At 64.3% G+C, this 22,888-nt stretch carries 29 protein-coding genes and 1 riboswitch; of the genes, 18 read left to right on the top strand and 11 right to left on the bottom strand.

Annotation, left to right across the window (positions count from 1 at the left end):
• Positions 1–191 precede the first annotated feature (191 nt).
• From AC5RWO_RS15190 to AC5RWO_RS15175, 4 genes are read left to right on the top strand one after another with little or no spacing between them, the layout of a single operon-like run.
• Positions 192–1,205, top strand: a complete 1,014-nt coding sequence (locus AC5RWO_RS15190; protein ID WP_498732288.1) for a Bug family tripartite tricarboxylate transporter substrate binding protein — start codon at positions 192–194, stop codon at positions 1,203–1,205.
• The gene (locus tag AC5RWO_RS15185) at positions 1,202–1,705 is read left to right on the top strand and encodes a tripartite tricarboxylate transporter TctB family protein (RefSeq protein ID WP_498732286.1); all 504 of its coding nucleotides are present in this window, start codon (positions 1,202–1,204) and stop codon (positions 1,703–1,705) included. Before AC5RWO_RS15190 ends, AC5RWO_RS15185 begins: the two co-directional genes overlap by 4 nt.
• Positions 1,706–3,418, top strand: coding sequence for a tripartite tricarboxylate transporter permease (locus AC5RWO_RS15180; RefSeq protein ID WP_498732285.1), 1,713 nt, complete (start codon positions 1,706–1,708; stop codon positions 3,416–3,418).
• Entirely contained in the window at positions 3,415–3,804 is a 390-nt protein-coding gene (locus tag AC5RWO_RS15175; RefSeq protein WP_498732284.1) for a universal stress protein, read from the top strand. The genes AC5RWO_RS15180 and AC5RWO_RS15175 overlap by 4 nt, the downstream gene beginning before the upstream one ends.
• Positions 3,805–3,893: 89 nt before the next feature.
• Here the strand turns inward: AC5RWO_RS15175 and AC5RWO_RS15170 are convergent, their stop codons facing one another.
• Positions 3,894–4,142, bottom strand: a complete 249-nt coding sequence (locus tag AC5RWO_RS15170) for an SCO4226 family nickel-binding protein (protein ID WP_074700955.1) — start codon at positions 4,140–4,142, stop codon at positions 3,894–3,896.
• Positions 4,143–4,588: 446 nt separating this feature from the next.
• Between AC5RWO_RS15170 and AC5RWO_RS15165 the strand changes: the two genes are divergently transcribed.
• Positions 4,589–5,197, top strand: a complete 609-nt coding sequence (locus AC5RWO_RS15165) for a TetR/AcrR family transcriptional regulator (protein ID WP_498732282.1) — start codon at positions 4,589–4,591, stop codon at positions 5,195–5,197.
• A 15-nt stretch (positions 5,198–5,212) separates the two neighbouring features.
• Here the strand turns inward: AC5RWO_RS15165 and AC5RWO_RS15160 are convergent, their stop codons facing one another.
• Complete coding sequence (locus AC5RWO_RS15160) at positions 5,213–6,172, bottom strand: diacylglycerol/lipid kinase family protein (RefSeq protein WP_498732281.1); 960 nt, start codon at positions 6,170–6,172, stop codon at positions 5,213–5,215.
• Positions 6,173–6,462: 290 nt separating this feature from the next.
• Between AC5RWO_RS15160 and AC5RWO_RS15155 the strand changes: the two genes are divergently transcribed.
• On the top strand, positions 6,463–7,542 hold the full coding sequence (locus AC5RWO_RS15155; protein WP_498732280.1) for an HNH endonuclease family protein: 1,080 nt from the start codon (positions 6,463–6,465) through the stop codon (positions 7,540–7,542).
• 53 nt (positions 7,543–7,595) lie between these two features.
• On the opposite strand, the gene AC5RWO_RS15150 is transcribed toward AC5RWO_RS15155, so the two are convergent.
• Positions 7,596–7,895, bottom strand: coding sequence for an acylphosphatase (locus tag AC5RWO_RS15150; RefSeq protein ID WP_498732279.1), 300 nt, complete (start codon positions 7,893–7,895; stop codon positions 7,596–7,598).
• Positions 7,896–8,030: 135 nt separating this feature from the next.
• Here AC5RWO_RS15150 and AC5RWO_RS15145 point away from each other — a divergent pair, with 135 nt between their 5' ends.
• From AC5RWO_RS15145 to AC5RWO_RS15130, 4 genes are all read left to right on the top strand, one after another.
• Positions 8,031–8,948, top strand: coding sequence for an NAD(P)/FAD-dependent oxidoreductase (locus tag AC5RWO_RS15145; RefSeq protein WP_498732278.1), 918 nt, complete (start codon positions 8,031–8,033; stop codon positions 8,946–8,948).
• 13 nt (positions 8,949–8,961) lie between these two features.
• A complete protein-coding gene (locus tag AC5RWO_RS15140) occupies positions 8,962–9,990 on the top strand; it encodes an NAD(P)H-dependent flavin oxidoreductase (protein WP_498732277.1) in 1,029 nt (342 codons plus the stop codon).
• A 67-nt stretch (positions 9,991–10,057) separates the two neighbouring features.
• Complete coding sequence (locus AC5RWO_RS15135) at positions 10,058–10,195, top strand: hypothetical protein (protein WP_498732276.1); 138 nt, start codon at positions 10,058–10,060, stop codon at positions 10,193–10,195.
• A gap of 43 nt (positions 10,196–10,238) precedes the next feature.
• Positions 10,239–11,582, top strand: a complete 1,344-nt coding sequence (locus AC5RWO_RS15130) for an MFS transporter (protein ID WP_498732275.1) — start codon at positions 10,239–10,241, stop codon at positions 11,580–11,582.
• 136 nt (positions 11,583–11,718) lie between these two features.
• Here AC5RWO_RS15130 and AC5RWO_RS15125 read toward each other — a convergent pair whose 3' ends face one another.
• Positions 11,719–11,949 (bottom strand): hypothetical protein, encoded by a 231-nt coding sequence (locus AC5RWO_RS15125; RefSeq protein WP_169995843.1) that lies wholly within the window; start codon positions 11,947–11,949, stop codon positions 11,719–11,721.
• A gap of 387 nt (positions 11,950–12,336) precedes the next feature.
• On the opposite strand from AC5RWO_RS15125, the gene AC5RWO_RS15120 reads away from it, so the two are divergent.
• Positions 12,337–12,687, top strand: a complete 351-nt coding sequence (locus AC5RWO_RS15120; RefSeq protein WP_498732274.1) for a DUF1801 domain-containing protein — start codon at positions 12,337–12,339, stop codon at positions 12,685–12,687.
• A gap of 21 nt (positions 12,688–12,708) precedes the next feature.
• Here AC5RWO_RS15120 and AC5RWO_RS15115 read toward each other — a convergent pair whose 3' ends face one another.
• Together AC5RWO_RS15115 and AC5RWO_RS15110 are read right to left on the bottom strand one after the other, a co-directional pair.
• Positions 12,709–13,086, bottom strand: coding sequence for a glyoxalase superfamily protein (locus AC5RWO_RS15115; protein WP_498732273.1), 378 nt, complete (start codon positions 13,084–13,086; stop codon positions 12,709–12,711).
• A 9-nt stretch (positions 13,087–13,095) separates the two neighbouring features.
• Positions 13,096–13,341: a hypothetical protein gene (locus AC5RWO_RS15110; protein ID WP_498732271.1), complete on the bottom strand. Its 246-nt coding sequence runs from the start codon at positions 13,339–13,341 to the stop codon at positions 13,096–13,098.
• A gap of 193 nt (positions 13,342–13,534) precedes the next feature.
• Between AC5RWO_RS15110 and AC5RWO_RS15105 the strand changes: the two genes are divergently transcribed.
• Positions 13,535–14,551 carry a magnesium and cobalt transport protein CorA gene (locus AC5RWO_RS15105; protein WP_498732269.1) on the top strand — a complete coding sequence of 339 codons (1,017 nt, stop codon included), beginning with the start codon at positions 13,535–13,537 and terminating at the stop codon, positions 14,549–14,551.
• Positions 14,552–14,574: 23 nt separating this feature from the next.
• On the opposite strand, the gene AC5RWO_RS15100 is transcribed toward AC5RWO_RS15105, so the two are convergent.
• Both AC5RWO_RS15100 and AC5RWO_RS15095 read right to left on the bottom strand, forming a co-directional pair.
• A complete protein-coding gene (locus AC5RWO_RS15100; RefSeq protein ID WP_498732267.1) occupies positions 14,575–14,904 on the bottom strand; it encodes a GNAT family N-acetyltransferase in 330 nt (109 codons plus the stop codon).
• A gap of 152 nt (positions 14,905–15,056) precedes the next feature.
• Positions 15,057–16,373 carry a pyridoxal phosphate-dependent aminotransferase gene (locus AC5RWO_RS15095; protein ID WP_498732266.1) on the bottom strand — a complete coding sequence of 439 codons (1,317 nt, stop codon included), beginning with the start codon at positions 16,371–16,373 and terminating at the stop codon, positions 15,057–15,059.
• Positions 16,374–16,476: 103 nt separating this feature from the next.
• Between AC5RWO_RS15095 and AC5RWO_RS15090 the strand changes: the two genes are divergently transcribed.
• Together AC5RWO_RS15090 and AC5RWO_RS15085 are read left to right on the top strand one after the other, a co-directional pair.
• A complete protein-coding gene (locus AC5RWO_RS15090; RefSeq protein ID WP_498732265.1) occupies positions 16,477–17,277 on the top strand; it encodes an SDR family oxidoreductase in 801 nt (266 codons plus the stop codon).
• A 314-nt stretch (positions 17,278–17,591) separates the two neighbouring features.
• Positions 17,592–17,828: a hypothetical protein gene (locus AC5RWO_RS15085; RefSeq protein ID WP_498732264.1), complete on the top strand. Its 237-nt coding sequence runs from the start codon at positions 17,592–17,594 to the stop codon at positions 17,826–17,828.
• Here AC5RWO_RS15085 and AC5RWO_RS15080 read toward each other — a convergent pair.
• Positions 17,813–18,892, bottom strand: coding sequence for a YihY/virulence factor BrkB family protein (locus AC5RWO_RS15080; RefSeq protein WP_498732262.1), 1,080 nt, complete (start codon positions 18,890–18,892; stop codon positions 17,813–17,815). The two genes, AC5RWO_RS15085 and AC5RWO_RS15080, sit on opposite strands and share 16 nt — an antisense overlap.
• Before the next feature lie 20 nt (positions 18,893–18,912).
• Positions 18,913–19,464 (bottom strand): flavin reductase family protein, encoded by a 552-nt coding sequence (locus AC5RWO_RS15075; RefSeq protein ID WP_498732261.1) that lies wholly within the window; start codon positions 19,462–19,464, stop codon positions 18,913–18,915.
• Between the two features lie 108 nt (positions 19,465–19,572).
• A riboswitch (guanidine-III (ykkC-III) riboswitch) is annotated at positions 19,573–19,640 on the top strand.
• Positions 19,641–19,649: 9 nt separating this feature from the next.
• Here AC5RWO_RS15075 and AC5RWO_RS15070 point away from each other — a divergent pair.
• From AC5RWO_RS15070 to AC5RWO_RS15055, 4 genes are all read left to right on the top strand, one after another.
• The gene (locus AC5RWO_RS15070) at positions 19,650–19,964 is read left to right on the top strand and encodes a DMT family transporter (RefSeq protein WP_498732260.1); all 315 of its coding nucleotides are present in this window, start codon (positions 19,650–19,652) and stop codon (positions 19,962–19,964) included.
• A gap of 4 nt (positions 19,965–19,968) precedes the next feature.
• Positions 19,969–20,328 (top strand): DMT family transporter, encoded by a 360-nt coding sequence (locus AC5RWO_RS15065; protein ID WP_498732259.1) that lies wholly within the window; start codon positions 19,969–19,971, stop codon positions 20,326–20,328.
• 98 nt (positions 20,329–20,426) lie between these two features.
• Entirely contained in the window at positions 20,427–20,894 is a 468-nt protein-coding gene (locus tag AC5RWO_RS15060) for a hypothetical protein (protein ID WP_498732258.1), read from the top strand.
• A gap of 79 nt (positions 20,895–20,973) precedes the next feature.
• Positions 20,974–21,750, top strand: coding sequence for a sigma-70 family RNA polymerase sigma factor (locus AC5RWO_RS15055; RefSeq protein WP_498732256.1), 777 nt, complete (start codon positions 20,974–20,976; stop codon positions 21,748–21,750).
• 39 nt (positions 21,751–21,789) lie between these two features.
• Here AC5RWO_RS15055 and AC5RWO_RS15050 read toward each other — a convergent pair whose 3' ends face one another.
• Positions 21,790–22,746, bottom strand: a complete 957-nt coding sequence (locus AC5RWO_RS15050; protein WP_498732255.1) for a glycosyltransferase family 9 protein — start codon at positions 22,744–22,746, stop codon at positions 21,790–21,792.
• Between the last annotated feature and the right edge of the window lie 142 nt (positions 22,747–22,888).

The raw sequence follows: 22,888 nt of genomic DNA, 5'->3' as shown, positions 1-22,888 counted from the left end.
GGATCCTTTCCACCTGGGAACCGGTCCATGTCCCCGGTTGGTCGGGTGAACTATACCCATTATCCGGCCGATTTCCGGCATGTGAGCGTGACCACAATGAACACAACTTTCTTTGAGAACACAAGCGTGACGGGCATCACGGCCGCCCATACCGTGGACTTATTCGTACTCCTGATGAGAAGAGGATTCCCATGCGTCGATTCAACGCATTCCGCCTGGCCGCCGTGGCGGCAGGCATTGCCCTGGCAGCGTCCGGCTGCGGTGTAACTGGTTCCAGCAGCGGCGAAGCCGGCGCCACTTCGGCGGCTGCCGAAGGCCCGGTCACCGACCTGCGGATCATGGTCCCGAACTCGCCCGGCGGCGGCTACGACACCACCGCCCGCGTTGGCGCGAAGGTGATGGAGGAAACCGACATCGCCTCCAACATCGAGGTCTTCAACCTGGCCGGTGCCGGCGGCACCGTAGGTCTGGCCCGCACCGTCAACGAAGAAGGAAACGGCGACCTAGCCATGCTGATGGGTCTGGGCGTGGTGGGCGCCAGCTACACCAACGACTCCGAGTCCAAGCTGACCGAGACCACTCCGCTGGCCCGCCTGATCCAGGAGCCGGGCGCCATCATGGTCTCCAAGGATTCTCCCTACAAGACCATCGACGACCTGGTGAAGGCCTGGAAGGAAGACCCGTCGAAGGTCAGCGTCGGCGGTGGCTCCTCGCCGGGCGGCCCCGACCACCTGCTGCCGATGCAGCTGGCCCAGACCGTCGGCATTGATCCGAAGGACGTGAACTTCGTGTCCTACGACGGCGGCGGCGACCTGCTGCCGGCCATCTTGGGCAACAAGCTCGGCTTCGCCGCGTCCGGCGCCGGCGAGTACATCGACCAGATCAAGAGCGGCGAGATCCGTGTCCTGGCCACCAGCGGTGAAGAGCGTCTCGAGGGCGTGGACGCGCCGACCCTGCAGGAATCCGACATCGACCTGGTCTTCAGCAACTGGCGCGGCATCGTGGCCCCTCCGGGAGTCAGCGAAGAAGACAAGCAGAAGTGGATCGGCGCGCTGGAGAAGATGCACGGCACCCCCGAGTGGCAGCAGGCCCTCGAAACCAACGGCTGGACCGACGCCTTCGCCACCGGCGAGGAGTTCTCCATGTTCCTGAAGGAACAGGATGAGCGTGTGGCCAACGTCCTGACCGAACTGGGGCTTGCGTGAACAAGTTGGTTTCACGGCTGAAGGGCCGCTCCGAGCTGGGCCTGGCGGCCCTGCTCGGGGCGGTCGGCGTGATCGTCATCCTCGACGCGCTGTCCCTGAACGTCCCGTATTCCCAGGCCGACCCGGTTGGCCCGAAGACCCTGCCGTACATCGTCGGGGCACTGCTGCTGGTCTGTGCCGTGTTGCTGGCCATCAATGTGCTGCGCGGCGGCCAGGGCGAAGCCGAGGGCGGCGAAGACGTGGACCTGACGCATCCGACCGACTGGCGTACCGTGGTGCCGCTGCTGGGCGCATTCGTGCTCAACATCCTCCTGATCGACACCGTCGGCTGGGTCATCTCCGGAACCCTCCTCTTCTGGGGCAGTGTCTGGGCACTGGGCAGCCGCCGCTATATCCGTGACGGCATCATCTCCGTGGTCATGGCCTTGGGCACCTTCTACGGGTTCTACCTCGGTCTGGGCATCAAACTGCCGGCCGGGCTCTTGGAAGGAGTGCTCTAAATGGAGACATTCGACCTGCTGATGCAGGGATTCTCGACGGCGGCCACGCCGATTAACCTGCTGTACGCCTTCATCGGTGTGCTGCTGGGTACCGCGGTCGGCGTGTTGCCGGGCATTGGCCCCGCCATGGCCGTAGCCCTGCTGCTGCCGGTCACCTACTCGCTGGAACCGACCAGTGCGTTCATCATGTTCGCCGGCATCTACTACGGCGGCATGTACGGCGGCTCTACCACCTCCATTCTGCTGAACACCCCGGGCGAATCGTCCACGGTCATTACCGCGATTGAAGGCCACAAGATGGCCAAGTCGGGCCGCGCCGCGCAGGCGCTGGCGACAGCAGCCATCGGCTCCTTCGTCGCCGGCACCATCGGCACCGCCTTGCTCGTGGCGTTTGCCCCGGTTGTGGTGGACTTCGCCGTCAGCCTCGGCGACCCCAGCTACCTGGCCATCATCGTCCTGGCTCTCATCGCCGTGACGGCCGTGCTCGGCGGTTCCAAGCTGCGCGGTTTTTCCGCCCTCGGAATCGGCCTGGCCATCGGGCTGGTCGGGGCGGACCCGGTCACCGGGCAGCAGCGCCTCATCTTCGGCCAGCCGCTGCTGGTGGACGGGCTGGACATCGTGGTTGTCGCCGTCGCCATCTTCGCGGTCGGCGAAGCCCTTTGGATCGCCGCGCATCTGCGCCGCAAGCCAATGCAAACCATTCCGGTGGGCCGGCCCTGGATGGGCAAACAGGACTGGAAGCGGTCCTGGAAGCCCTGGCTGCGCGGAACCGCTTACGGTTTCCCGTTCGGCGCATTGCCGGCCGGCGGTGCCGAGATTCCAACCTTCCTCTCGTACGTGACGGAGAAAAAGCTCTCCAAGCACCCGGAGGAATTCGGCCACGGCGCGATCGAGGGCGTTGCCGGCCCCGAGGCTGCGAACAATGCCTCGGCCGCCGGTACCCTGACTCCGATGCTTGCCCTGGGCCTGCCGACCAACGCCACCGCGGCGGTCATGCTGGCTGCCTTCATCCAGTTCGGCATCCAGCCCGGACCACTGCTCTTCGACAGCGAGCCGCAGCTGGTGTGGGCACTGATCGCCAGCCTGTTCATCGGCAACACGCTGCTGCTGCTGATCAACCTGCCGCTGGCGCCGGTCTGGGCCAAGCTGCTGCAGCTGCCGCGCCCCTACCTCTACGCCGGCATCCTGTTCTTCGCCACCCTGGGCGCCTACGCAGTCAACCTCCAGGCGTTCGACCTGGTGATCCTGCTGCTGCTCGGCCTGCTCGGCTTCGCCATGCGACGCTACGGCCTGCCGGTACTGCCCCTGGTCATCGGCCTCATCCTCGGCCCACGCGCCGAAGAGTCGCTGCGCACCACGCTGCAGCTGAGCGCCGGAAACATCTCCGGCCTGTGGAGTGAGCCGGTCGCCGTCGTTGTTTACATCATCGTGGCACTGGTACTGCTCGCACCCCTGGCACTGAAGGTCATCCGCAAGCGCCGGCCGGATTCGGTCCTCCTCGGCAACGTCCCGCAGACTCCGGGCGAAACTGCTGCAACCGACGACGACGGCAGCGTGGCCACTGGTGAAGCCAACGGCGACAATGGCAAGGACAAGGGCCAGGCACTGTCGGAGCATGACAGCGACAGCGAGAGCGGCAGCGGCGGCGGTCCCTCGGTACCCGCAGGACGCCACCGCTCCGACAAAATCCAGAATGAACGGGAGCGATCATGAGCATAGTGGTGGGCTACATCCCCACGCCGGAGGGCGAAGCCGCCCTGAACAGGGCCATCAGTGAAGCGGCCAGCGCGAAAGCGCCGCTGGTTGTGGTGAACTCGACCCGCGGGGACGTCTTCGTGGACCAGCGGTTTGTCCAGTCCGATGCTGCCCAAGCGCTGGACAGCCGGCTGGCGGCCGCCGGGGTGGAACACATCCTGCTTCAGCCCATGGGCGGGAACGATGCCGCGGACGAGGTGCTCGATGCGGCGGAAACGCATCGAGCGGACTTGATCGTGATCGGGCTGCGCAAGCGGACTCCGGTGGGCAAGCTGATCATGGGCAGCACCGCGCAAAGGATCCTGCTGCAGGCAGAGTGCCCGGTACTCGCGGTCAAAGCGTAGGACGGGCCGCCTGCCGCCAGAGAGGCAAATAAGCGGAGGAGCCGTTCCCTGCCGGGAAGCGGCTCCTCTGCATATTTCTGCGCCGGGCTTCAGACGACGAGCGGTACTGCGTGCACTTCATCGGCGGGATGGCCAGCGCGCTCGTGGATACGCTGGACGGCTTCGGCTGACGGTGCTTCCGAGAGGCAGTAGACAACCCCGCTCTCCGGATCGGCCCACGCCTTTTTGAATTCCACCTTTTCTTCATCCTGAATGGCAAGGTCCGCGTTATGGGCCTCCTTGAGGGCCTCTGCGGTGATGCCGACCATGTTGTGATGCACATCCATGAACTCGGGCATGAGAACTTTCCTTTTCTGAGGACGTTGCCTTTTCTGGCTACGTCGAGCGACATTGCAATGGGCGGGTTGGAGCCCGGTTGTTTCAGATGGCAGCCGATGGACCAGATGATCTGCATCCTTACGCCAGCGCCGGCTGAAACGGATTGGATTCGATTAGGGCTTTCCCCGGAAGCCGTACTTACATAGTCCTCTTCCCGGCCATGGCATGACAAGCATCCGGCCGCGCCGGAGGGCATGCTGGTTCCACCGCCGCCCGGAACTACCCGCGGGTTAAAGCAGAGAGCCCTCGGCAGAAGTTGGGGGTCTCTGCCGAGGGCTTACGCGCGGGGTGCCCGGTTGGGGGTTCGGGCGGCATGCCGCGCGCTGCAACAATAGTCTTGCATATTGCTCCGCAGAAAGAAAGACAGGTCTGTCTACCGGTTACAATGTGTTACATGACGCTACGGATGGAAGCTGACGGTCGTGCCGATGGGTCTGCAGTCGCCGCCGTCCGCCTTGATCCGAAGGAGCGTATCCTCGCGGCCGCCTACGAACTGTTTTCGCGGCGCGGCATCCGGGACGTCGGGGTTGATGAGCTGATCCGCGAATCCGGCGTGGCCAAAGCGACCTTCTACCGCCATTTTGCCTCCAAAGACGACCTGGGGCTGGCGTTCCTGGAACGCAGGGACCAGGTGTGGACCACGGGCTACGTGGTGGCCGAAGCCATGCATAGAGGGGACACCGCCGAGCAGCGGCTGCTGGCCGTTTTCGACGTCTTCGACGAGTGGTTTCAGCGCGAAGACTTTGAAGCCTGTTCCTTCGTCAACGTGCTGTTGGAAATGGGGGCCGGCCATCCGCTGGGCCAGGCCTGTGTTGAGTATCTGGGCAAGATCCGCAGCCAGTTGCGGCGGTGGGCCGATGAAGCTGGGCTGACTGATACGGAAGCGTTTTCCAATTCATGGCACCTGTTGATGAAGGGCTCCATCATTCTGGCTGCCGAGGGGGACCGGCAGGCAGCCAGCCGGGCGCGGAAAATGGGTCTCCGGCTGCTCGAAGAGCACCGTCCCGCTGGCTGAGCCCGGCCGGGAAACTTAGGGCTCCGGGCTGGTCAGGATGGCAGGATCCTTCTTGCCGTACGGCATCCGCACGCGCAGGGAGTTGGGTTCAACGCGCATGGCGATGTGCGTGCCCTTGCCCAGATAGTCGCCGTCGATTTCAATATCCTGCGGCACCTGCGTCTCAATTACGGCTGACTTGCACTGGAAATACTCGATCGAAGGGTCCTTGCCCTTGCCGCGGCGGACCAATCCGGCGACCACCCCAAGCCAGCCGAACGTCCCTTGCGGTGCCACGGTCATGATTTCCAAGAGACCGTCATCGATCTTGGCCCCAGGGAAGATCTCCAGGCCGCCCATGATCTTGCCGCAATTGCCGCCCATGACGCTGCGCAGCCGGCGGCCGATCGGCTTTCCACCGTCGATGGTGATCTTGGTGCGCTGCGGCTTGCCGGGAAGATTCCTAATTCCGGCGTCGACATAGGCGAGCCAACCGACCTTGTCCTTGAGATCGTCCCGGGTATCGCCCATCATCGCCGCATCGAAGCCCAGGCCTGCCATCACCAGGAAAACGTGTGCCTCCATGGCGCGGTCGACCGTCACATGGACGACGTCAAGACGGCGTTCCGTGCCGGTCAGGGCGACCCGGACGGAGCCTTCGGGATTATCGACGTCGAGATCCAGGTTGCGGGCCAGCAGGTTTCCGGTTCCCAGGGGCAGCAGTCCCAGCGGCGTATTGGTGCCGGCCAGTTCTTCGGCGACGCAGCGCACGGTTCCGTCGCCACCGGCGGCGATCACCAGATCCACGGCCTTGTCCAGAGCCTGCTGCGCCATGCCGTGGCCCGGGTCTTCCTTGGTGGTTTCCAGCACGAGCGGCTCGTCCCACCCCTCGTCAGCACTGACTTTTGACACCAGGTCCCGGATGTCCACGGTTGTCGGCTTGATGGGATTAAGCACGACGGCGGCGCGTCGGGACGTGTGCAATGGCTCGGTCATGTGCGTCCTCGGGTCTTGTGCTGACAGTGCTTGATCTGAGTCTAGTCGTGTGTCCGCCGTGCTGGGGCGGGCAGCGGCTGATTGGACCCGGACGCGGCTTGCCGAGCTGGTCCGGCGGCTAAGAAAGCGGGACCTAAGGGCCTCTAGTACTGAGTCTCCACAGACTGTCGTGACCGGGCGGTACTGTGTAGGAGAAGATCGTTTTGAGTTGGGGGAAGAGTTCTTTGGGGGAGAAGCAGGTGGCCGCGAGGCCCCGTCGGCGGTTTATAGCGGCCGGTTTTCTTGTGGTTGTGCTGTTGGTTCTTTGGCTGATCGCCGGAACGTCGGCGGACGCTGAGGAAAGCAGGGGCCAAAGCAGCCCGGCGCCAAGCCCAACGTCGGCAGCGGCGGTGCCGTCGCCGTCGTCGCTGGCTGGATCAGCGGCAGCGCCGAACCCCGCGCCGGCGAAGGCACCTCCGGAGCCAAGCCCCGAACCGGAACCGGTCGAGCCGCAGGACCGGCAGGAGCCCGATGTAGCAGCGCTCGCGCTGCTGGAAACCCTGCCGATCAAGGGCCGCGCGCCGAAGACCGGGTATGACCGCGACGAATTCGGGCAGGCCTGGGCCGACGTGGACCGCAACGGCTGCGACACCCGGAACGACATCCTCGCTCGTGACCTGAACTCACCCACCTTCCGCAGCAACGAATCCTGCCGCGTGATCAGCGGCGTGCTGCAGGACCCGTATTCGGGCCGGACGGTGGAATTCACCCGCGGCCAGGAGACCAGCGCGCTGGTCCCAGTGGACCATGTGGTGGCGCTTAGTGACGCCTGGCAGAAGGGCGCGCAGCAGTTGACGCTTGAGCAGCGCACCTTGCTGGCGAACGATCCGCTGAACCTGTTGGCGACCACGCAGCGGATGAACAGCCAGAAGTCCGACGGCGACGCCGCCACCTGGTTGCCGCTGAACAAGACCTTCCGGTGCGCGTACGTCTCCCGTCAGATCTCGGTCAAAGCTGCCTACTCGCTGTGGGTAACGATGGCAGAGCACGACGCAATGGAACGGATCCTTGCCGACTGCCCGGACGAAACTGCTGCCGGTTCAACCCTCGTGGAGGAATCCCTTGCCCAGGCGGAGGCTCCTGCACCCCAAGTTCCGGCGGCCAAGGCACCCGCCGCCGGTGCAGCGGCACGGACACCCGCGCCGGAAGCGGACAATGCCGTACCGGGAGGGGCCGGCCCTCTGCCGGCGCCTGCACGCAGCGTGAACTGTTCGGACTTCGACACCCACGCCGAAGCCCAAACCTGGTTCGAGTACTACCACCCGACGCTGGGGGACATCGGTGGGTTGGACGCCGACGGCGACCTGTTGGCCTGCGTGAGCCTGCCGTAAGCGTCAGCACTTTCAGCGCGCCACGCGCCCAACCGAAGTACTAGAGCATCCGGCTAACCGACTCCGAAGCGCATGAACTCTCCTGTGGCCCGTGAATATGTGGCGTCGATATTCCGGACCTGCCCGGGGCTGTTGCCCGAATCCAGCCGCGCCAGAAAATCCTCGATCGCTTCCTTCTTGCCCTCGGCGACGATCTTGACGGAGCCGTCCGGCTGGTTCATCGCGGCACCATGCAGGTCAAGCTGCTCCGCCTGTTCCCGCGCCCAATAGCGGAAGCCCACCCCTTGGACCTGCCCGCTCACAATGGCCAGAAGCCGAGTCCGGTTCCGTTGTACCTCGTCATCAATAGCCATGCTTCCAACGTAGCCAGCCGGAGCCGGATGGTCGAGGGGTGGCCCGAAGAAGACCGGAACCGGCGGCCGGACAGAATGCTGTCCGATTCGCTCGAAACACTGTCAAGCCCGCGGCCGGAAAGGTAAAACTAGTCCATGACCTCTGCGCAGAAACAGGAGTACGACGTCGTTATTGTCGGCGGTGGTGTCGCCGGCCTCAGTGCAGCGCTGGTGCTCGGCCGGGCGCGACGCAGGGTAACCGTGGTGGATTCCGGCACTCCGCGCAACCAACTGGCCTCGCACGCCCACGGTTTCCTAACCCGGGACGGGACCACCCCGGCGGAGCTGCTCCGGCTGGCGCGCGATGAGGTCCGTGATTATGGTGTTGACCTTATCGAAGGGACCGTCGTGGACGTCACCGAAGCCCGCGCCGCGATTCTCGGCGACGGCAGCCAGGTGCGCGGGCGGCATCTCATTCTGGCCACCGGGCTGCGCGACGTGCTCCCGGCGTTGGCCGGCGCCGAAGAGCGCTGGGGCAAGGACCTGCTGCAGTGCCCCTACTGCCACGGGTGGGAGGTCCGCGACCGCAAGCTTGGCGTGCTCGCCACCGGCGATACCTCCTTCGAACAGGCCCTGCTGGTCCGCCAATGGTCCCCGTATGTCACGCTGTTCACGCACATCTCGGGCGAGCCGGATGACGTCCAGCGACGGCGGCTCGCTGCCCGGGACGTGGCGGTTGTGCCGGGCGAGGTGAAGAAGCTGGTCGTTGAAGACGATGCCCTGGCCGCGCTTGAATTGGCGGACGGGCAGCGCGTTGACTGCCAGGCCCTGTTCGTTGAACCGGAAGCCGAGGTCGATTCCGCGATCGTATCGTCGTTGGGCTGTGGCCGCGCCGAGGATGGCTGCATTACCACCGACGGAATCGGCAAGACGGACATCGAGGGGGTCTGGGCGGTGGGCAACGCGAACGATCCGTCCGCCCAGCTCATCGCCGCCGCCGGAGATGCCTACCGGGTAGCCGTCTCGGTCAACGCCGAACTGGTGCGCGAAGATGTGGCGGCAGCCGGTGGTTAGGTAGTCTTCGGTTATGTGGACTCCAGCTGAACTTGAACTGCCCGTCGTTGCCGCTCCGATGGCCGGAGGGCCGTCCACCCCCGCACTGGCCGCGGCAGTGAACGACGCCGGCGGGCTGGGTTTCCTGGCCGGGGCACTGAAGGCGCTGGGCAAGGTTACCGAGGAGATCGCGCACCTGCGCGCGCTGACGGACAGGCCGTTCGGCGTGAACCTCTTCGTGCCCGCGAACACAACAGGGGAACCGGCCGCCGAAGACGTCGACGCCGTCGAAGCCTACCGGCACCGGCTCGCCGAGTTCCTGGAGACCGCTGTCCCGGAGCCGGACTGGCAGGACACCGACGACTACACCGGCAAACTGGAGCTGTTGGTTGAAGCGCGGCCGGCGGTCGTCTCGTTCACCTTCGGACTGCCGGACGAAGAAACCGTTGACAAACTGCACCGTGCCGACATTTCGGTGTGGGCCATGGTGACCGGCGCGGAGGACGCCCGCGCGGCCGAGGCACGCGGCTGCGACATACTGGTAGTCCAGTCCGCGGAAGCGGGCGGACACCGGTCGACGTTCACCGTTCGGGCCGAACCCAATGACCAGACGCTGGAAACGTTGCTGCCCGAGGTGCGTGCCGCCGTCGGCCTTCCCCTGGTGGCGGCCGGTGGAATCAGCTCCCCGGCCCAGGCCGGACGGGCACTGGAACTGGGGGCTGTGGCGGCGCAGGCCGGCACCGCGTTCCTGCGCACGCCGGAATCCGGCGCCGCCAAGTTCTACAAGGACGCCCTGATCGACGCCCGTTTCAGCTCAACCGCACTCACCCGGGCCTTCTCCGGGCGGCTGGCCCGCGGGCTGGAGAATGACTTCATCCGCGGGTTCAGCAAGTACGCCCCGACGGTCTACCCGCAGGTCAACCAGCTCACGCGTGCCGTCCGGGCTGCGGCCGCCGAGGCGCAGGATCCGCAACTGATGTCCTTGTGGGCCGGCGTCGGCTTTCCGGACGCGACGGCGGAACCGGCCGCGGACGTGGCGCGGCGGCTCGGCCGGGTGGCCTGAGCAGGCCGGAGGCTAACAGGTTGATGCGCGATGATTTTCTTGGATCCATTCGTCAGAGCCAGAACCTATGACCGTCACAGCGGATGCTCGTGAACTGCAGGATGAAATTGTCCGACTGCATCATCGATTGCATAAGGAACCGGAGATCGTTATGGATCTGCCCGGGACGCAGGAGAATGACCCAGCCACCGGCCGGACCCGCTGACAAACCAAGCACACTTCCCGAACGTCCTTCCCAGGAGCCACCCATGACAACGAACGCTGCCAACCCGGCCCATCCCGGGCACCCGGCCAAGCACCTGCCGCCGCAGCCGGTGGTCAGCGCGCGCCGGACCATCCTCGGCACCGGCGTCGGCAATGCCATCGAATGGTACGACTGGGCCGTCTACGCGACCTTCGCCCCGTTCTTCGCCGGCCAGCTCTTCAACAACGAGGACCCGGCCTCCGCCATACTGGCGACCCTGGCGATCTTCGCCGTGGGCTTCCTCGCCCGGCCGCTCGGCGGGTTCGTCTTCGGCTGGTTGGGAGACCGCATCGGCCGCAAGTACTCGATGACGCTGGCGGTGGCCTTGGCATCGGTGGGGAGCCTGCTGATCGGCATCGCTCCGACGTACGCTGCGATGGGCGCCCTCGCCTCCGTGACGCTGCTGGTCGCGAGGCTGATCCAGGGCCTGGCGCATGGCGGTGAGCTGCCGTCCTCGCAGACCTATCTCTCCGAGATGGCGCCCAAGGAAAAGCGCGGTTTCTGGGCCACCCTGATCTACACCTCCGGCACGGTGGGCACCCTCTTCGGCATCCTGCTCGGTGCGGTGCTGACCCTTGTCCTCAGCAGCGAGCAGATGCTCGCCTGGGGCTGGCGCATCCCGTTCCTGCTGGGCGCAGCACTCGGTCTCTACGGCCTATTCATGCGGAGCCGGATGAAGGAAACCGACCTCTTCGAGCAGGAGACCACGCAGGAAAAGCGCGAGCCCATGTGGCCGCAGATCATCCGCTACCGCAAGCAGGCGCTGCAGGTCATCGGCCTGACCGTTGGGTTGACTGTTGTCTACTACACCTGGGGCATTGTGGCGCCGACCTACGCCTCGACCAGCCTGGGCATGGACCGCGGCGCAGCCTTGTGGTCCGGAGTCATCGCCAACATAGTGTTCCTGATCGCGCTGCCCATCTGGGGCAAGGTCTCCGACAAGATCGGCCGGAAACCAGTGCTGTGGATCAGCTCCATCGGAGCGGCCACCATGCATTTCCCGATGACCTGGCTGCTGCAGGACTCTCCGTGGCAGCTCGTGGTGTCCATGTCCGTCATGCTGGTCTTCATCGCGGCCAGCGCGGCTATTGTTCCGGCCGTCTACGCCGAGCTGTTCCCCACCAGCATCCGCACCATCGGCGTCGGTGTGCCGTACTCCATCTGCGTGGCACTGTTCGGCGGTACCGCCCCATACCTGAACAGCTGGCTGACCGCCAACACCGGCCCCAACGCCTTCGCGTTCTACACGGTCACCCTGCTGCTGGTCAGTGTGGCGTTCATCTTCACGATTCCGGAGACCAAGGGCAAGGACCTGCGCGAGGAGCCGGTAGCGGTTCCGGCGCGCTAGGAGGTCGGGCAGGTCGTCGCCAAGCCGGCTGACTGGCCGTTGCCGCTGATACAACTGCTGATACAACAAAGGTCCCGGTGGCTGGCTGCTTCAACGGCCGGCCACCGGGACCTTGTTCTACGGGGAGAAGCCGCGCCTATGCGACCTCGGGAACCCTCCAAATTGAATAATCGGACTGACTGACCGTGCGGCGGTCGCCGCCGTCGTCCTCACGGATCCACACCAAGCCGACGCCGGGTGCGGTGCGGACAACTCGGCCGCGGTACTGAACGTCGTTCTCGATCCTCGCTTCAACGGCGTCGCCGCGGCGCAGCGCTCCGAGATTCCGGATCCGGGTCGGGGTGGCAGTGATTGTCGGTAGTGTCATAAGACCTCCTGTATCGATCGGTAAATAGGGCAGCAGCAGCAGAGACCAGCAGCGTCACAAAGGACACCGGGCCCGGCTAAGTGGGGGTAGCGCAGCAAGCTGGCAAACCGGCCGGTCTCGAGGAAAGCCGCGGCAAAGTGCGGGAATGACATTCACCGCAGAAACTCTGCCAGTACGAGGCTGTACTCACGGGACCGATTTGCAGTCTCAATATTTGACAACGAGGACCGGGCGGGTGTTATTCCCGCTGCTGCACTTTTTCTTTTCCTTTTCTTCGTCCGGCTGGATGCCCGTGTCCTTGACAGCTGCCGACGCGGGTAAGAGTCTGTATCCGAACAGCCGGCACACGCCGGATCGCTCCGGGCACAGAACAGCGGGGACCCCATAGTGGCGGATACCATCGACGAGTACATCGGCGCTTTGGACCAGGGCCTGAAGGAAGCGGCGGCCAAGGCCCGAAGGGTCATCGATGCGGGCCTGCCGGAGTCGGAATCCCGGATGTGGCACGGCCACCCGGTGTGGTTCATGGACGGTGAACCAGTCGCGCTGCTTAAGGCCTACGCAAAGTACGTGACCTTCGGGCTCTGGAAGGGCCAGCAGGTCAAGGACCCGTCAGGCAAACTCGAGGCAGGATCCCGGCAGATGGCGTCCGTGAAGCTCGCCTCCGAACAATATGTGGACGAGCAACTGTTCGCGGACTGGCTCCGGCAGGCGCGGGAGCTGGAGCAAGAATCCTAGCCGAGTCCCGCCGTCGTACTCTTACGCCCTGTCCCGCGGTGGCATCTGCTGCAGCGCCCAGGTGTTGCCGTCCGGATCGCTGAAGTAGACGAAGTGGCCCCACGGCTGCACATCTATATCGCTCGTCTCGACCCCGCGTCCGCGCAGTTCATCCCGGGCGGCTGCCGCGTCGTCGACCACGATCTGCAGCCCCTTCTGCGAGCCCGGGGCCATGTCCGTGATGCCGGTTCCCATCACGATGGAGCAGGCCGATCCCTTCGGCGTGAGCTGGACGAAACGCAGGTCATCACTGACCCGGTGGTCGTGGTCGGCGGTGAAACCGACCTGGTCAACGTAGAACTTCTTTGCCCGGTCAACGTCGCTGACGGGTACGGCAACTAGCTCAAGTTTCCAGTCCATGGGACAACGCTAGACCGCAAGCTCGCGCTCCGGAAGACCTGGACCGTCTTCATCCGCGCCGCACAGCCGAACTTCGTACCCTTCGGCCTTCTCGAAGAGCTGTCTGGGATGCGCCCCGTCATTTGCCACCCAGAGGACTTCGGCCTTGAGCGAGACCGCGTCCACCCTGCCGATACGGACCGTAGAGCCGCGCAGGCGGACTTCCACAAGGGTCCCCGGGAGCAGGTCCCAATCTTCAATGCGGGTTGAATCCATTGTTGCCTCCGTGCCGGTTGGACGTGTTGCCGTTCCAACCATCGCTGAGCGGACCGGCGCGGCGCCATGGGCAGGGGCAGGAATTCATCCGGAGTTTACCTATTGCCCAATGTCTTGGCCCGGGCGCCGACACGGTAGATTGGCATGGTTCCAGCCGCATGCGGCGACAAGGCACCTGAAGAAGGGACAGCGGATGTCATTGGTGGACAACGCGGTATATGTGGACGGCCACCGCACGGCGAGTCCGGAAAGCCTGGACGAGACATTCGAGTTGCTGCGCGAGCACCAGGGCATGGCCTGGATCGGCCTGTACCGGCCCAACGCCGAGGATGTCCGCACCGTTGCCCGCGAGTTCGACCTGCACGAGCTGTCCGTGGAGGATGCGCTGTCCGGGCATCAGCGCGCCAAGCTGGAACGCTACGGGACCACCCTCTTCATGGTGCTCCGGCCGGCCCGCTACCTCGACGACGTGGAGAAAGTGGAGTTCGGCGAGCTGCACATCTTCGTGGGCCCGGACTTTGTCGTCACCGTCCGCCATGCCGAATCACCGGGACTGGCCATAGTACGACGGCGGATGGAAGCCAGCCCCGAACTTCTCGCCAAAGGGACCCAGGCAGTTTTGTATGCGATCCTGGACCAGGTTGTGGATGAATATGCGCCGGTGGTTGCCGGCCTGGAAAACGACATCGACGAAATCGAAGATGACCTCTTCGGCGGAAACCCGGATGTTTCACGGCGGATCTATGAACTGCACCGCGAAGTCATCGAATTTCAACGGGCCACCCAGCCGCTGGACCAGATGCTCGGGTCGCTGGAGCGCGGATCCGACAAATACGACGTGGAACTCGAACTGCAGCAGCGGCTGCGGGATGTCCATGACCATGTTATCCGCGTGGTGGACCGCGTCAACGCCTTCCGTGCACTGCTCCAGAATGCCCTGAGCGTTCATTCCACGCTCGTGGCGCAGCGGCAAAACGAGGAGATGACCCGACTGACCGAGACCAGCCTCGCCCAGAACGAGGAGGTCAAGCGGATCTCCTCTTGGGCCGCCATCCTGTTCGCCCCGACCTTGGTGGGTGCCGTCTACGGCATGAACTTTGACTACATGCCCGAACTGGCATGGGTCTTCGGCTATCCATTCGCGCTGGCGCTCATGGTGGGTATCGGCGTCGGGCTTTATATTGTGTTCAAGCGTTTGAAGTGGCTCTGAACTCCCGGCCGTCGCCGGATAGGCTACGCCGTGGCCGCGCCTGCGGGACCGATTTTGAAGCTGCCTAGCTGCGCCGGCGGCACCAGTGGGAGGTACTGGGGATTGCCGGCAAGGAACTTGCGCACTTCGGGACAGTACGGGAGGACGCCCAGGCGTCGATGGTGCGCGTCGTCCAGCACACTGCGGATAAGTTCGGTCTCGAAGTCTTTGCCCTGGTACCGCGGCATGATCGTTGTCGCCAGGAACCAGATCTCGCTGCCCTCCATGCGGTACCTGAGGTAGCCAGCCACCACGCCGTTGTCATAGATGTCGAACTGGGACGCGGCGGGATTATGACGGACAACGGGCATCATTGCCTCCAGGAGTAGAGGTTGGGGGTCTGTACAAGACTGCTGCGCACATTTCCCCCAAGGCACAATTGGTTGTGAGCCGAAGCCTACCAGTTGCATCTTGGGGAAAGTGCGGGCGCCCGGTTGCCTCCTGGAAAGTCCGCCGCGTCCAGCTGTTACGCCGGGCGTTTGGCGGCGGCCGCCTGGGCCTGGGCCTGCGCCTCGGCCATGGCTGTCAGCGACAGCTGCGCCGTAGCGGTCTGGGCAGCGGCTGCCGCCTTCTTGCGGTAGAGGGCCAGGAACGAGGAAATGCGACGCACCGCTTCTTCGATTTCATTCACCGACGGCAGGATGACGAACCGGAAATGGTCCGGGGTTGGCCAGTGGAAGGCGGTGCCGTGCGAGACCAGGATCTTCTGCTCCTGCAGCAGGTCCAGGACGAACTGCTCATCACTGCCGAAGGGGTAGATCTCCGGATCCAGTTTTGGGAACAGATACATCGCACCGGCGGCGGGAACGCAGCTCACGCCGGGTATCGCGTTGAGCAGCTCGCAGGCCCGGTCCCGCTGCTCACGCAGCCGCCCGCCGGTCCGCACCAGATCGTTGATGCTTTGGTAGCCGCCGAGTGAAGTCTGTATGGCGTGCTGGGCGGGAACATTGGCGCATAGCCGCAGCGAAGCCAGCAGTTCGAGCGACTCGCGGTACGCGGCAGTGGCGGCGCGCGGGCCGGTGATGGCCACCCAGCCGGCACGGTAGCCAGGCATCCGGTACGCCTTGGACAGGCCGCTGAAGGTCAGGACGGCAACGTCGTCGGCCACCGAAGCGGTGTGGATGTGGACCGCGTCTTCGTAGGTGATCTTTTCGTAGATCTCGTCCGAGAAAAGCACCAGGTCGTACTTCCGCGCCAGCTCGACGAACTGTTCCATGATGTGCTGCGGGTAGACGGCACCCGTGGGGTTGTTCGGATTGATGATGACGATGCCGCGCGTGCGCTCCGTGATCTTCGCTTCCAAATCCGCCATATCCGGCCACCAGTTGTTGTCCTCATCGCAGAGGTAGTGGACGGCCTCGCCGCCGCTGAGAGTGACCGACGCCGTCCATAGCGGGTAGTCCGGGGCCGGAATGAGGATCTCATCCCCGTTTTCCAGGAAGGCCTGCAACGTCATGGAGATCAATTCGCTGACGCCGTTGCCGATGAAGATATCCTCGACGCCGATCTGCATCAGGCCCTTGGTCTGGTAGTACTGCGAAATGGCCGTGCGGGCGGAAAAGATGCCCTTGGAATCGCTGTATCCCTGGGCCTCGCGCAAATGATGGATCATGTCCACGACAATCGACTCCGGCGCTTCCAGTCCGAACGGCGCAGGGTCGCCAAGGTTCATGCGCAGAATACGCTGCCCTTCGGCTTCCATCTTCTTGGCCGCATGCAGGATGGGCCCGCGCAATTCATACCGGACGTTCTGGAGCTTACTGGAGTGTTGCATTGGACGCATAGTCCATGTTTTCATATCGCGCGCGAACGTCCTATGATCTGCGCCACTGGCCATTTGCCGGCAAGGGGTAGTGCCGTCCTGAGGGCATGGGAACAATGGGCGTATGAGCGAGTTCAAACCCAGAACAGCAATCGTGACCGGCTCGGATTCAGGCATCGGGCGCGCAACCGCCGTCGCGCTCGGCAAAGCCGGTATGGACATCGGCGTCACCTGGCACCTGGACGAAGCTGGCGCCGAGGATACCGCTGCGGAGGTCCGCGCGTGCGGGCGGCGTGCCACCGTTGCCCGGCTGGATGCCACCGAATTGCCTGATTGCGGCGACATCATCGATAGGCTCGCGGAGGAGCTGGGCGGGCTTGACGTCTTCGTCAACAACGCGGGCACCGGAGCCAGCGAACCGTTCCTGGACACCAGCTACGATACCTGGCGCCAAGTCGTGGCCACCGATCTCGACGGCGCATTCGTCTGCATGCAGCGGGCGGCGCGGCAGATGGTGGCGGCTGGTAATGGCGGGCGGATCATTGCCGTAACCAGTGTGCATGAACACCAGCCGCGCGTGGGGTCCTCTGCGTACGACGCCGCCAAACACGGACTGGGCGGGCTGATAAAAACTATGGCGCTGGAGCTGGGCGAGCACCGCATCACTGCGAATGCCGTTGCACCCGGCGAAATCGCTACACCCATGACTGGGCAGACCGACGAAGATCCCCGAGCGAAGGACCGGCCGGGCATCCCGTTGGGCAGGCCGGGGGACGCCCGGGAAGTAGCGGCCGTGATCACGTTCCTGGCTTCGCAGGAAGCCAGCTACGTGACCGGGGCATCCTGGTCGGTCGATGGCGGCATGCTGCAAATGGGGCCGCAGGCCGGCTCGCATATCACCAGTGGAGAATGGCGGAAAGGTTGACGCCCCACCGCTCTTCTGGCCGCTTTTCAGCCTGTTCTACGTAAACCCGCATAAATATTGTTATTCTGCCGTTACCGGATAGGGGCTGCGATCCGGAGCAGCCGGAGGTGTTGATGCACGCTTTCGTTGAAATTCTAGCCCTCAAGGGCGCGGCCCACCTCAATGTGCAATGTATGGGGCGCAGAGCCTAAATGTTTCTGACGGGTACGTCAAGTCCAAGGCGGAATCATTGTGGACTTCTTCTGCTTCTGCTACGTTCAGATTTCAGGTTAAGCAACAGCCTGTGGCTCTCTTGAAAATTATTGGAGTGAACCATGGCCCCGAAGCGCCTCCTTCCCCCAGAGGAAGGCTTTCCGCAGGACCTCAGCAAAGTACCGGATACAGAGTTGGAAATCCTCAACAGCCGTATTCTGCGCCAAGTGGAGCGGGAATACCTGCAGCTGGGATTACCGGATCCGGAAACCGAATTCCGTAGCGAAGAACTCCGGGTCGAGCTTGATGCCCGTGACGCCAAGGACTCGGTATCGGACGAAGTTCAGCCCTCCCTGTAATTAGTATGTGAATGGATATGCCGTAGTTCGCGGCCGTCGTTGACCAGCTCGAGTTCCTTATCGCGGAGCTTCAGCGTCTGGCGGGTATCGCGCGGAGGCAGGCGCAGCGTCTCCTCCGCTTCGATACCAGCCTGCAACTGGCGGCCGCGTTCTATTTCGGCGTCGAGTTCGGCGCCGAAGAGCAGAACCACGTTCATGATCCAGATCCACAGCAGCAGTACGATCACGCCGCCGATGGTGCCGTAGGTGGCGTTGTAGTTGCCGAAGTTCGAGACGTAGAAACCAAATCCGGCGGTCGCCGCGGCCATGACCAGGATGGCGACGAAGGCGCCGATGCTGATCCAGCGGAATTTGGGTTGCTGCACATTCGGCGTGGCGTAGTACAACAGAGCGATCATGACCACCAACAGCAGCACCATCAGCGGCCACTTGGCAATGTTCCAGGTAAGGAGTGCTGTTTCGCCGAGCCCGATCATGCTGCCGATGGTTTCGGCCACCTGGCCGGAGAGCAGGAAGAACAGCATCATCAGGACCACCGCAATGACCAGCGAGAGCGTTATACCCAGCATGATCGGGTAGAGCTTCCAGATCGGCCGGCCCTCGGGCACTTCGTAAATATTGTTCATAGCCCGGCCGAAGGAGCGCACATAGCCGGACGCGGTCCAGATGGCACCGATGACACCAACGGCCAACGTCAGCCCGGCCGCCGTGGACGTGGTGAGTTGGTTGATAGGCCCTTCGATAAGTCCGACGGCGTTTTCCGGTGCACCCAGCCTTTCCAACATCTCAATGATGGCCCGGGTTGTGGCTTCCCCTTGGCCGACGACGCCGAGAAGGGAGACGACGGCGAGCAGCCCGGGGAAGACCGACAAGACGGCAAAGTAGGTCATGGCCGCGGCCAGATCCGTGCAGCGGTCCGAGCTGAACTCACGGATGGTGCGCTTGACGATGTAGCCCCAGGCGGGTTTGGTCAGGTCGGTGGGGGAATCGGGCTTGCGGTCGCTGTCCGGCGGCGGGAACTTGCGGCCGTCCCGGGGACTTCCTGTGCTGCTGGCTGCGGTCATGATCACCTGATCCTCTGTTATCAGCGTTCCAGCCGGTAGTAGGCGGAACCGAAATGGACAAGCGGGTCGAGTTCGTCCGCACCCGAGGCGGCGGAGCCCATCGCGAGCACTTCGCCGACGACCAGCAGGTGCGTGGCGGCTGAGTGGATCTGCGTGGTCCGTAGTTCGAAATGGGCCAGGGCATTATCGACAATGACGGCGCCGGAGGCGGCCCCGCGCCGGTACGGGACCTGGGTCAGCAGCCCCTCCAACGGTGTCCCCGGACTGGCCAGCCAATTCGCGATACCCTGCTGCCTGCCAGCGAGCAGACTCAGCGCCCACCTCCCGCTTTCGGATACTGCCTCGGCTATGCGGGATTCACCGTAAAGACTGACCAGCATGGTGGGCGGATCGTAGGAGACCGACAGATGGCCGGTGACCGTTGCGGCATAGTCCCGCCCGCGCCAGTTGGTGGAGACAACGCCGACGCCGGCGGCAGCATTGGCGCTGAGCAGGCGGTATTGATCGATGTCGGCGTCCGTCGGCGCACCGGCGTTGAGCCGGTAACTGTCCGGCGGTTCCGGGTTCTCCATTTGTCCATCGTGCCACGCGGGCCGCTCCTTCGGCCACGGCTGGCCGCTTCTGGTGGTGACATTGGCAACCAAATCCAGCCGCCGCCGTCGTACGTTGATATCTTCGTAGCAAGACCTCGAAACCGCAGGTCTCCGGACGACGGATCAGTACCCGGTGAGCGACAAGACTGGCCAAAGGATTTCCGATGGAATGGATAATACTGATCCTGTCCGGTGTGCTCGAAGCGGTGTGGGCGACGGCACTGGGGCTCTCAAAGAACTTCCGCCGGCTGTGGCCGACGATCACGTTTTTCGTGGCGATGATCGTCAGCATGGCCGGCCTGGCCTACGCGATGACGGCGATCCCGGTCGGCACCGCTTACGCAGTCTGGGTCGGCGTGGGTGCCGTGCTCACGGCCGCCTACTCGATGGCCTTCGGCGGCGAGGCGGTTTCGTGGGCGAAGGTGCTGCTGTTGCTGGGCATAATCGGTTGCGTGGTAGGCCTGAAGGCGGTGGGTTGAGCCCATGTATTGGACCGTCTTGCTTATCAGTGCCGTACTGGAAGCCGTCTGGGCAACGGCCCTCGGCGGGTCGGAGGGGCTGTCGCGGCCGGAACCGACAGTGCTGTTCTTTATCGCCCTGTCCCTGAGCATGGTGGGTCTGGGCTATGCCATGCGGGGAATCCCGATCGGCACGGCCTATGCCGTCTGGACAGGTGTGGGGGCGGTGCTGACCGTCGCCTACGCGGTGGCCATTACAGGTGAGGCCGCGGGGCTGCTGAAGGTTCTTTTCCTCGTCGGGATCATCGGTTGCGTGATCGGGTTGAAGGTCGTCGATTCCAGGCAGCCGAAGAGTGAAGCGGCAGCAGAACGCTCCGGCAGCTGACCGCTGCTTTGTGATGTACCGCACAGTCTGGTTGACTGGGGGCGGGGTGCCCCCTACCGTACTGCCTTTCTTTCGGGGACTGATCAGGGGACTGATCAATGGATCACAAACTGCAGTTCGTCGTCGGTCTTGATGCCGACCTGAAATCCGCGCGGATCGATGTCCGGGGTTGCCTGACAGCCGCTAGTTGCCAGGCTTTGCTGTGCGTCCTGAAGCGGCCGCGCTCCCTGGCGGCGGATGTCTCCCTCGCCTTGGATCTGCGCGAGGCGGGGCACATTGAGGTCGAGGCCCTCGAGATGCTCGGCTACCTGCCCGGACCTTCGAGCCGCAGTGCGACGGCCATCTATTCCGAAGTGCGCTGTGTGCTGGAGGGTGTCAACGTCGTTGTGCTGCTGCTGCCGAAGCTTTCCCCTGCCTGCCGGATGGGCAGGGTGCAGGCGGGCAATTATGCCGGCGCCTTCCGGCCGCTCCACCTGCACATCGCCTGGACTGCTTCTTCGGCTTATACCTTCTTCTCCCCGGGTAGGAGAAGATTTTCCGGCAGCCTTTTTCTGAAGAACCGTTGATATGTAAGCATGCTTATGTTTCCCTGAAGTGGAACGCGGACACGCCGCGTGGTTCCCCTGATCAGGAGAGTCAACGGTTATGCAGCTTGCCACCAGCAACAACAAGGTACTCTTTCGCCAGGCGCGACGGGCAAAGGGCTCGCTGCGCCTGGCGCTGGAAGAGGAACTGGTGCTGGGTCACCTGGACATCGCGGAAACGGCCGCACGGAACTACGTGGGAACGGGACGCGAGCTTGATGACCTGAAGCAGGTTGCCCGGATGGGACTGCTTAAGGCAGTGCGGGGTTTCGATCCTGAACGCGGGACCGAATTTCCCGCCTATGCGATGCCCACGGTGACCGGCGAACTCAAGCGGTACCTGCGGGACAGCTGCTGGGTGATCCGGCCGCCACGTCACATCCAGGACCTGCGCACGGCGGCGGCCAAAGCCGGGCCGGCCCTCGCCCAGCGGCTGGGGCGGGATCCCGTTCTGTCGGAGCTGGCGGACGAATTGGGGGAAAGCCTGGAGTCGGTAGCCGAGGCCCTGAACTGCCAGAACAGTCTGCGGCCGGAATCGCTGGAAGCGGATGCCGATGGCCGGAACCTGGCCGACTCGCTGGGCGGCCATGACTACAGGCTGGACAAGGCGGAGGAGCGGCTCATGCTGCGCGGTGCCATCCGCGAGCTCAGCCGGCGCGAGCAGCAGCTGCTGTACTACCGGTACTTCGAGGAGGAATCCCAGCAGCAGGTGGGCGAGCGGGTCGGGATGACGCAGATGCAGGTTTCCCGTGCGCTGGCCCGCATCCTGGTGAAGCTGCAGCGCCAGCTGCTGGAAGACCACGACGCCGACAACGGCGCGGGCGTGCGCACTGCATAGTTCCACCCGGCCGGAGGGGCTCCTCCGAGCCCAGGTTTCTTAGAGGCCCAGCCGGGACACCGCGGAGAGTACGTCCTGCACGCTGACCGCCAGGAGCGCCGGGTCGGGCTGGTCGGAAAAGGTGTCCCCGACGCGAAGCGATTCTTTGGTCAGCACGATATGCGGTCCGGGCGGGGGACCCCATTCGGCTACCGGGGCCGGCCCGAAGATCACCACGGAGGGACGGCCATACGCGGAGGCGAGATGGGCGGCTCCGGTATCTGCCGAAATGACCAGTGCAGCCTCCGCGACGGCCGCCGCGAATTGCCCCAGTCCCAGCTCGCCCGCCACCACGGTTTCGGCGGGAAGTTCGGCGGCCGCTGCCACTTTTTCGGCGCGCGGCCGCTCGCCGCTGCTACCGGTAAAGAGCACCTCATGCCCGGCAGCGGCCAATTCACGGGCGACTTGGGCAAAGCGTTCCACGGGCCAGAGCCGGCTGCCGTAGGCCGCGCCCACGTGGATGACCACAGCACCGGGTCGGGGGCTGGCTACCGCCGGTGGCTGCAGCCGGTAGTCGAGGGGATCGGCGTCAATGCCATGCCAGTGGACCAGCCGGGCCCAGCGCTCGCGTTCATGGACGCCGTCCTGCCAACACGGACCGTCCCACTCCTCGGACAGATGGCCAATGATTCGTTTGGCCTGCAAGGCCCTAATCCGGCCGCGGCTCTCGGGTCCGCTGCCATGCAGGTTCACGGCAATGTCCACCCGTCCCGGGGAGAGCGCTAACGGAACGTCCAGGCCGTGCGTATCCAGCAGGTCATCCACGGAGCCGACCAGCTCGATCATCGGACGGAGCCAGCCCTGGGCGGCGTAAATGATGCGGTGCTCCGGGTAGGCCCGCCGCAGGGCATGCAGGGCAGGAACCGCCACCAGCAGGTCGCCGAGCTTCAAGGCGCGCAGCACCAGCAGTTCCGGTCTGCCGTCGGGCTCCAGTCCGTCCCGCATCAATTGCTCCATGGTGGTGCAGAGTCCTTTCGATCGGTGTTCGTTTTATGGTGCCACATGCCGCGGCCGGACCGGCGCGAGCGGGGCAAGCCGGGAGAAGAAGTAAAAGAAGTAGCAGCGGAAGTGTTTAGGCCGCTGCTTCTACGGGAACAGT

Source organism: Arthrobacter sp. B055-34 (assembly GCF_059090425.1).
Note: the sequence above shows the minus strand (reverse complement) of the source record. Positions and strands in the feature narration are given on the sequence as shown.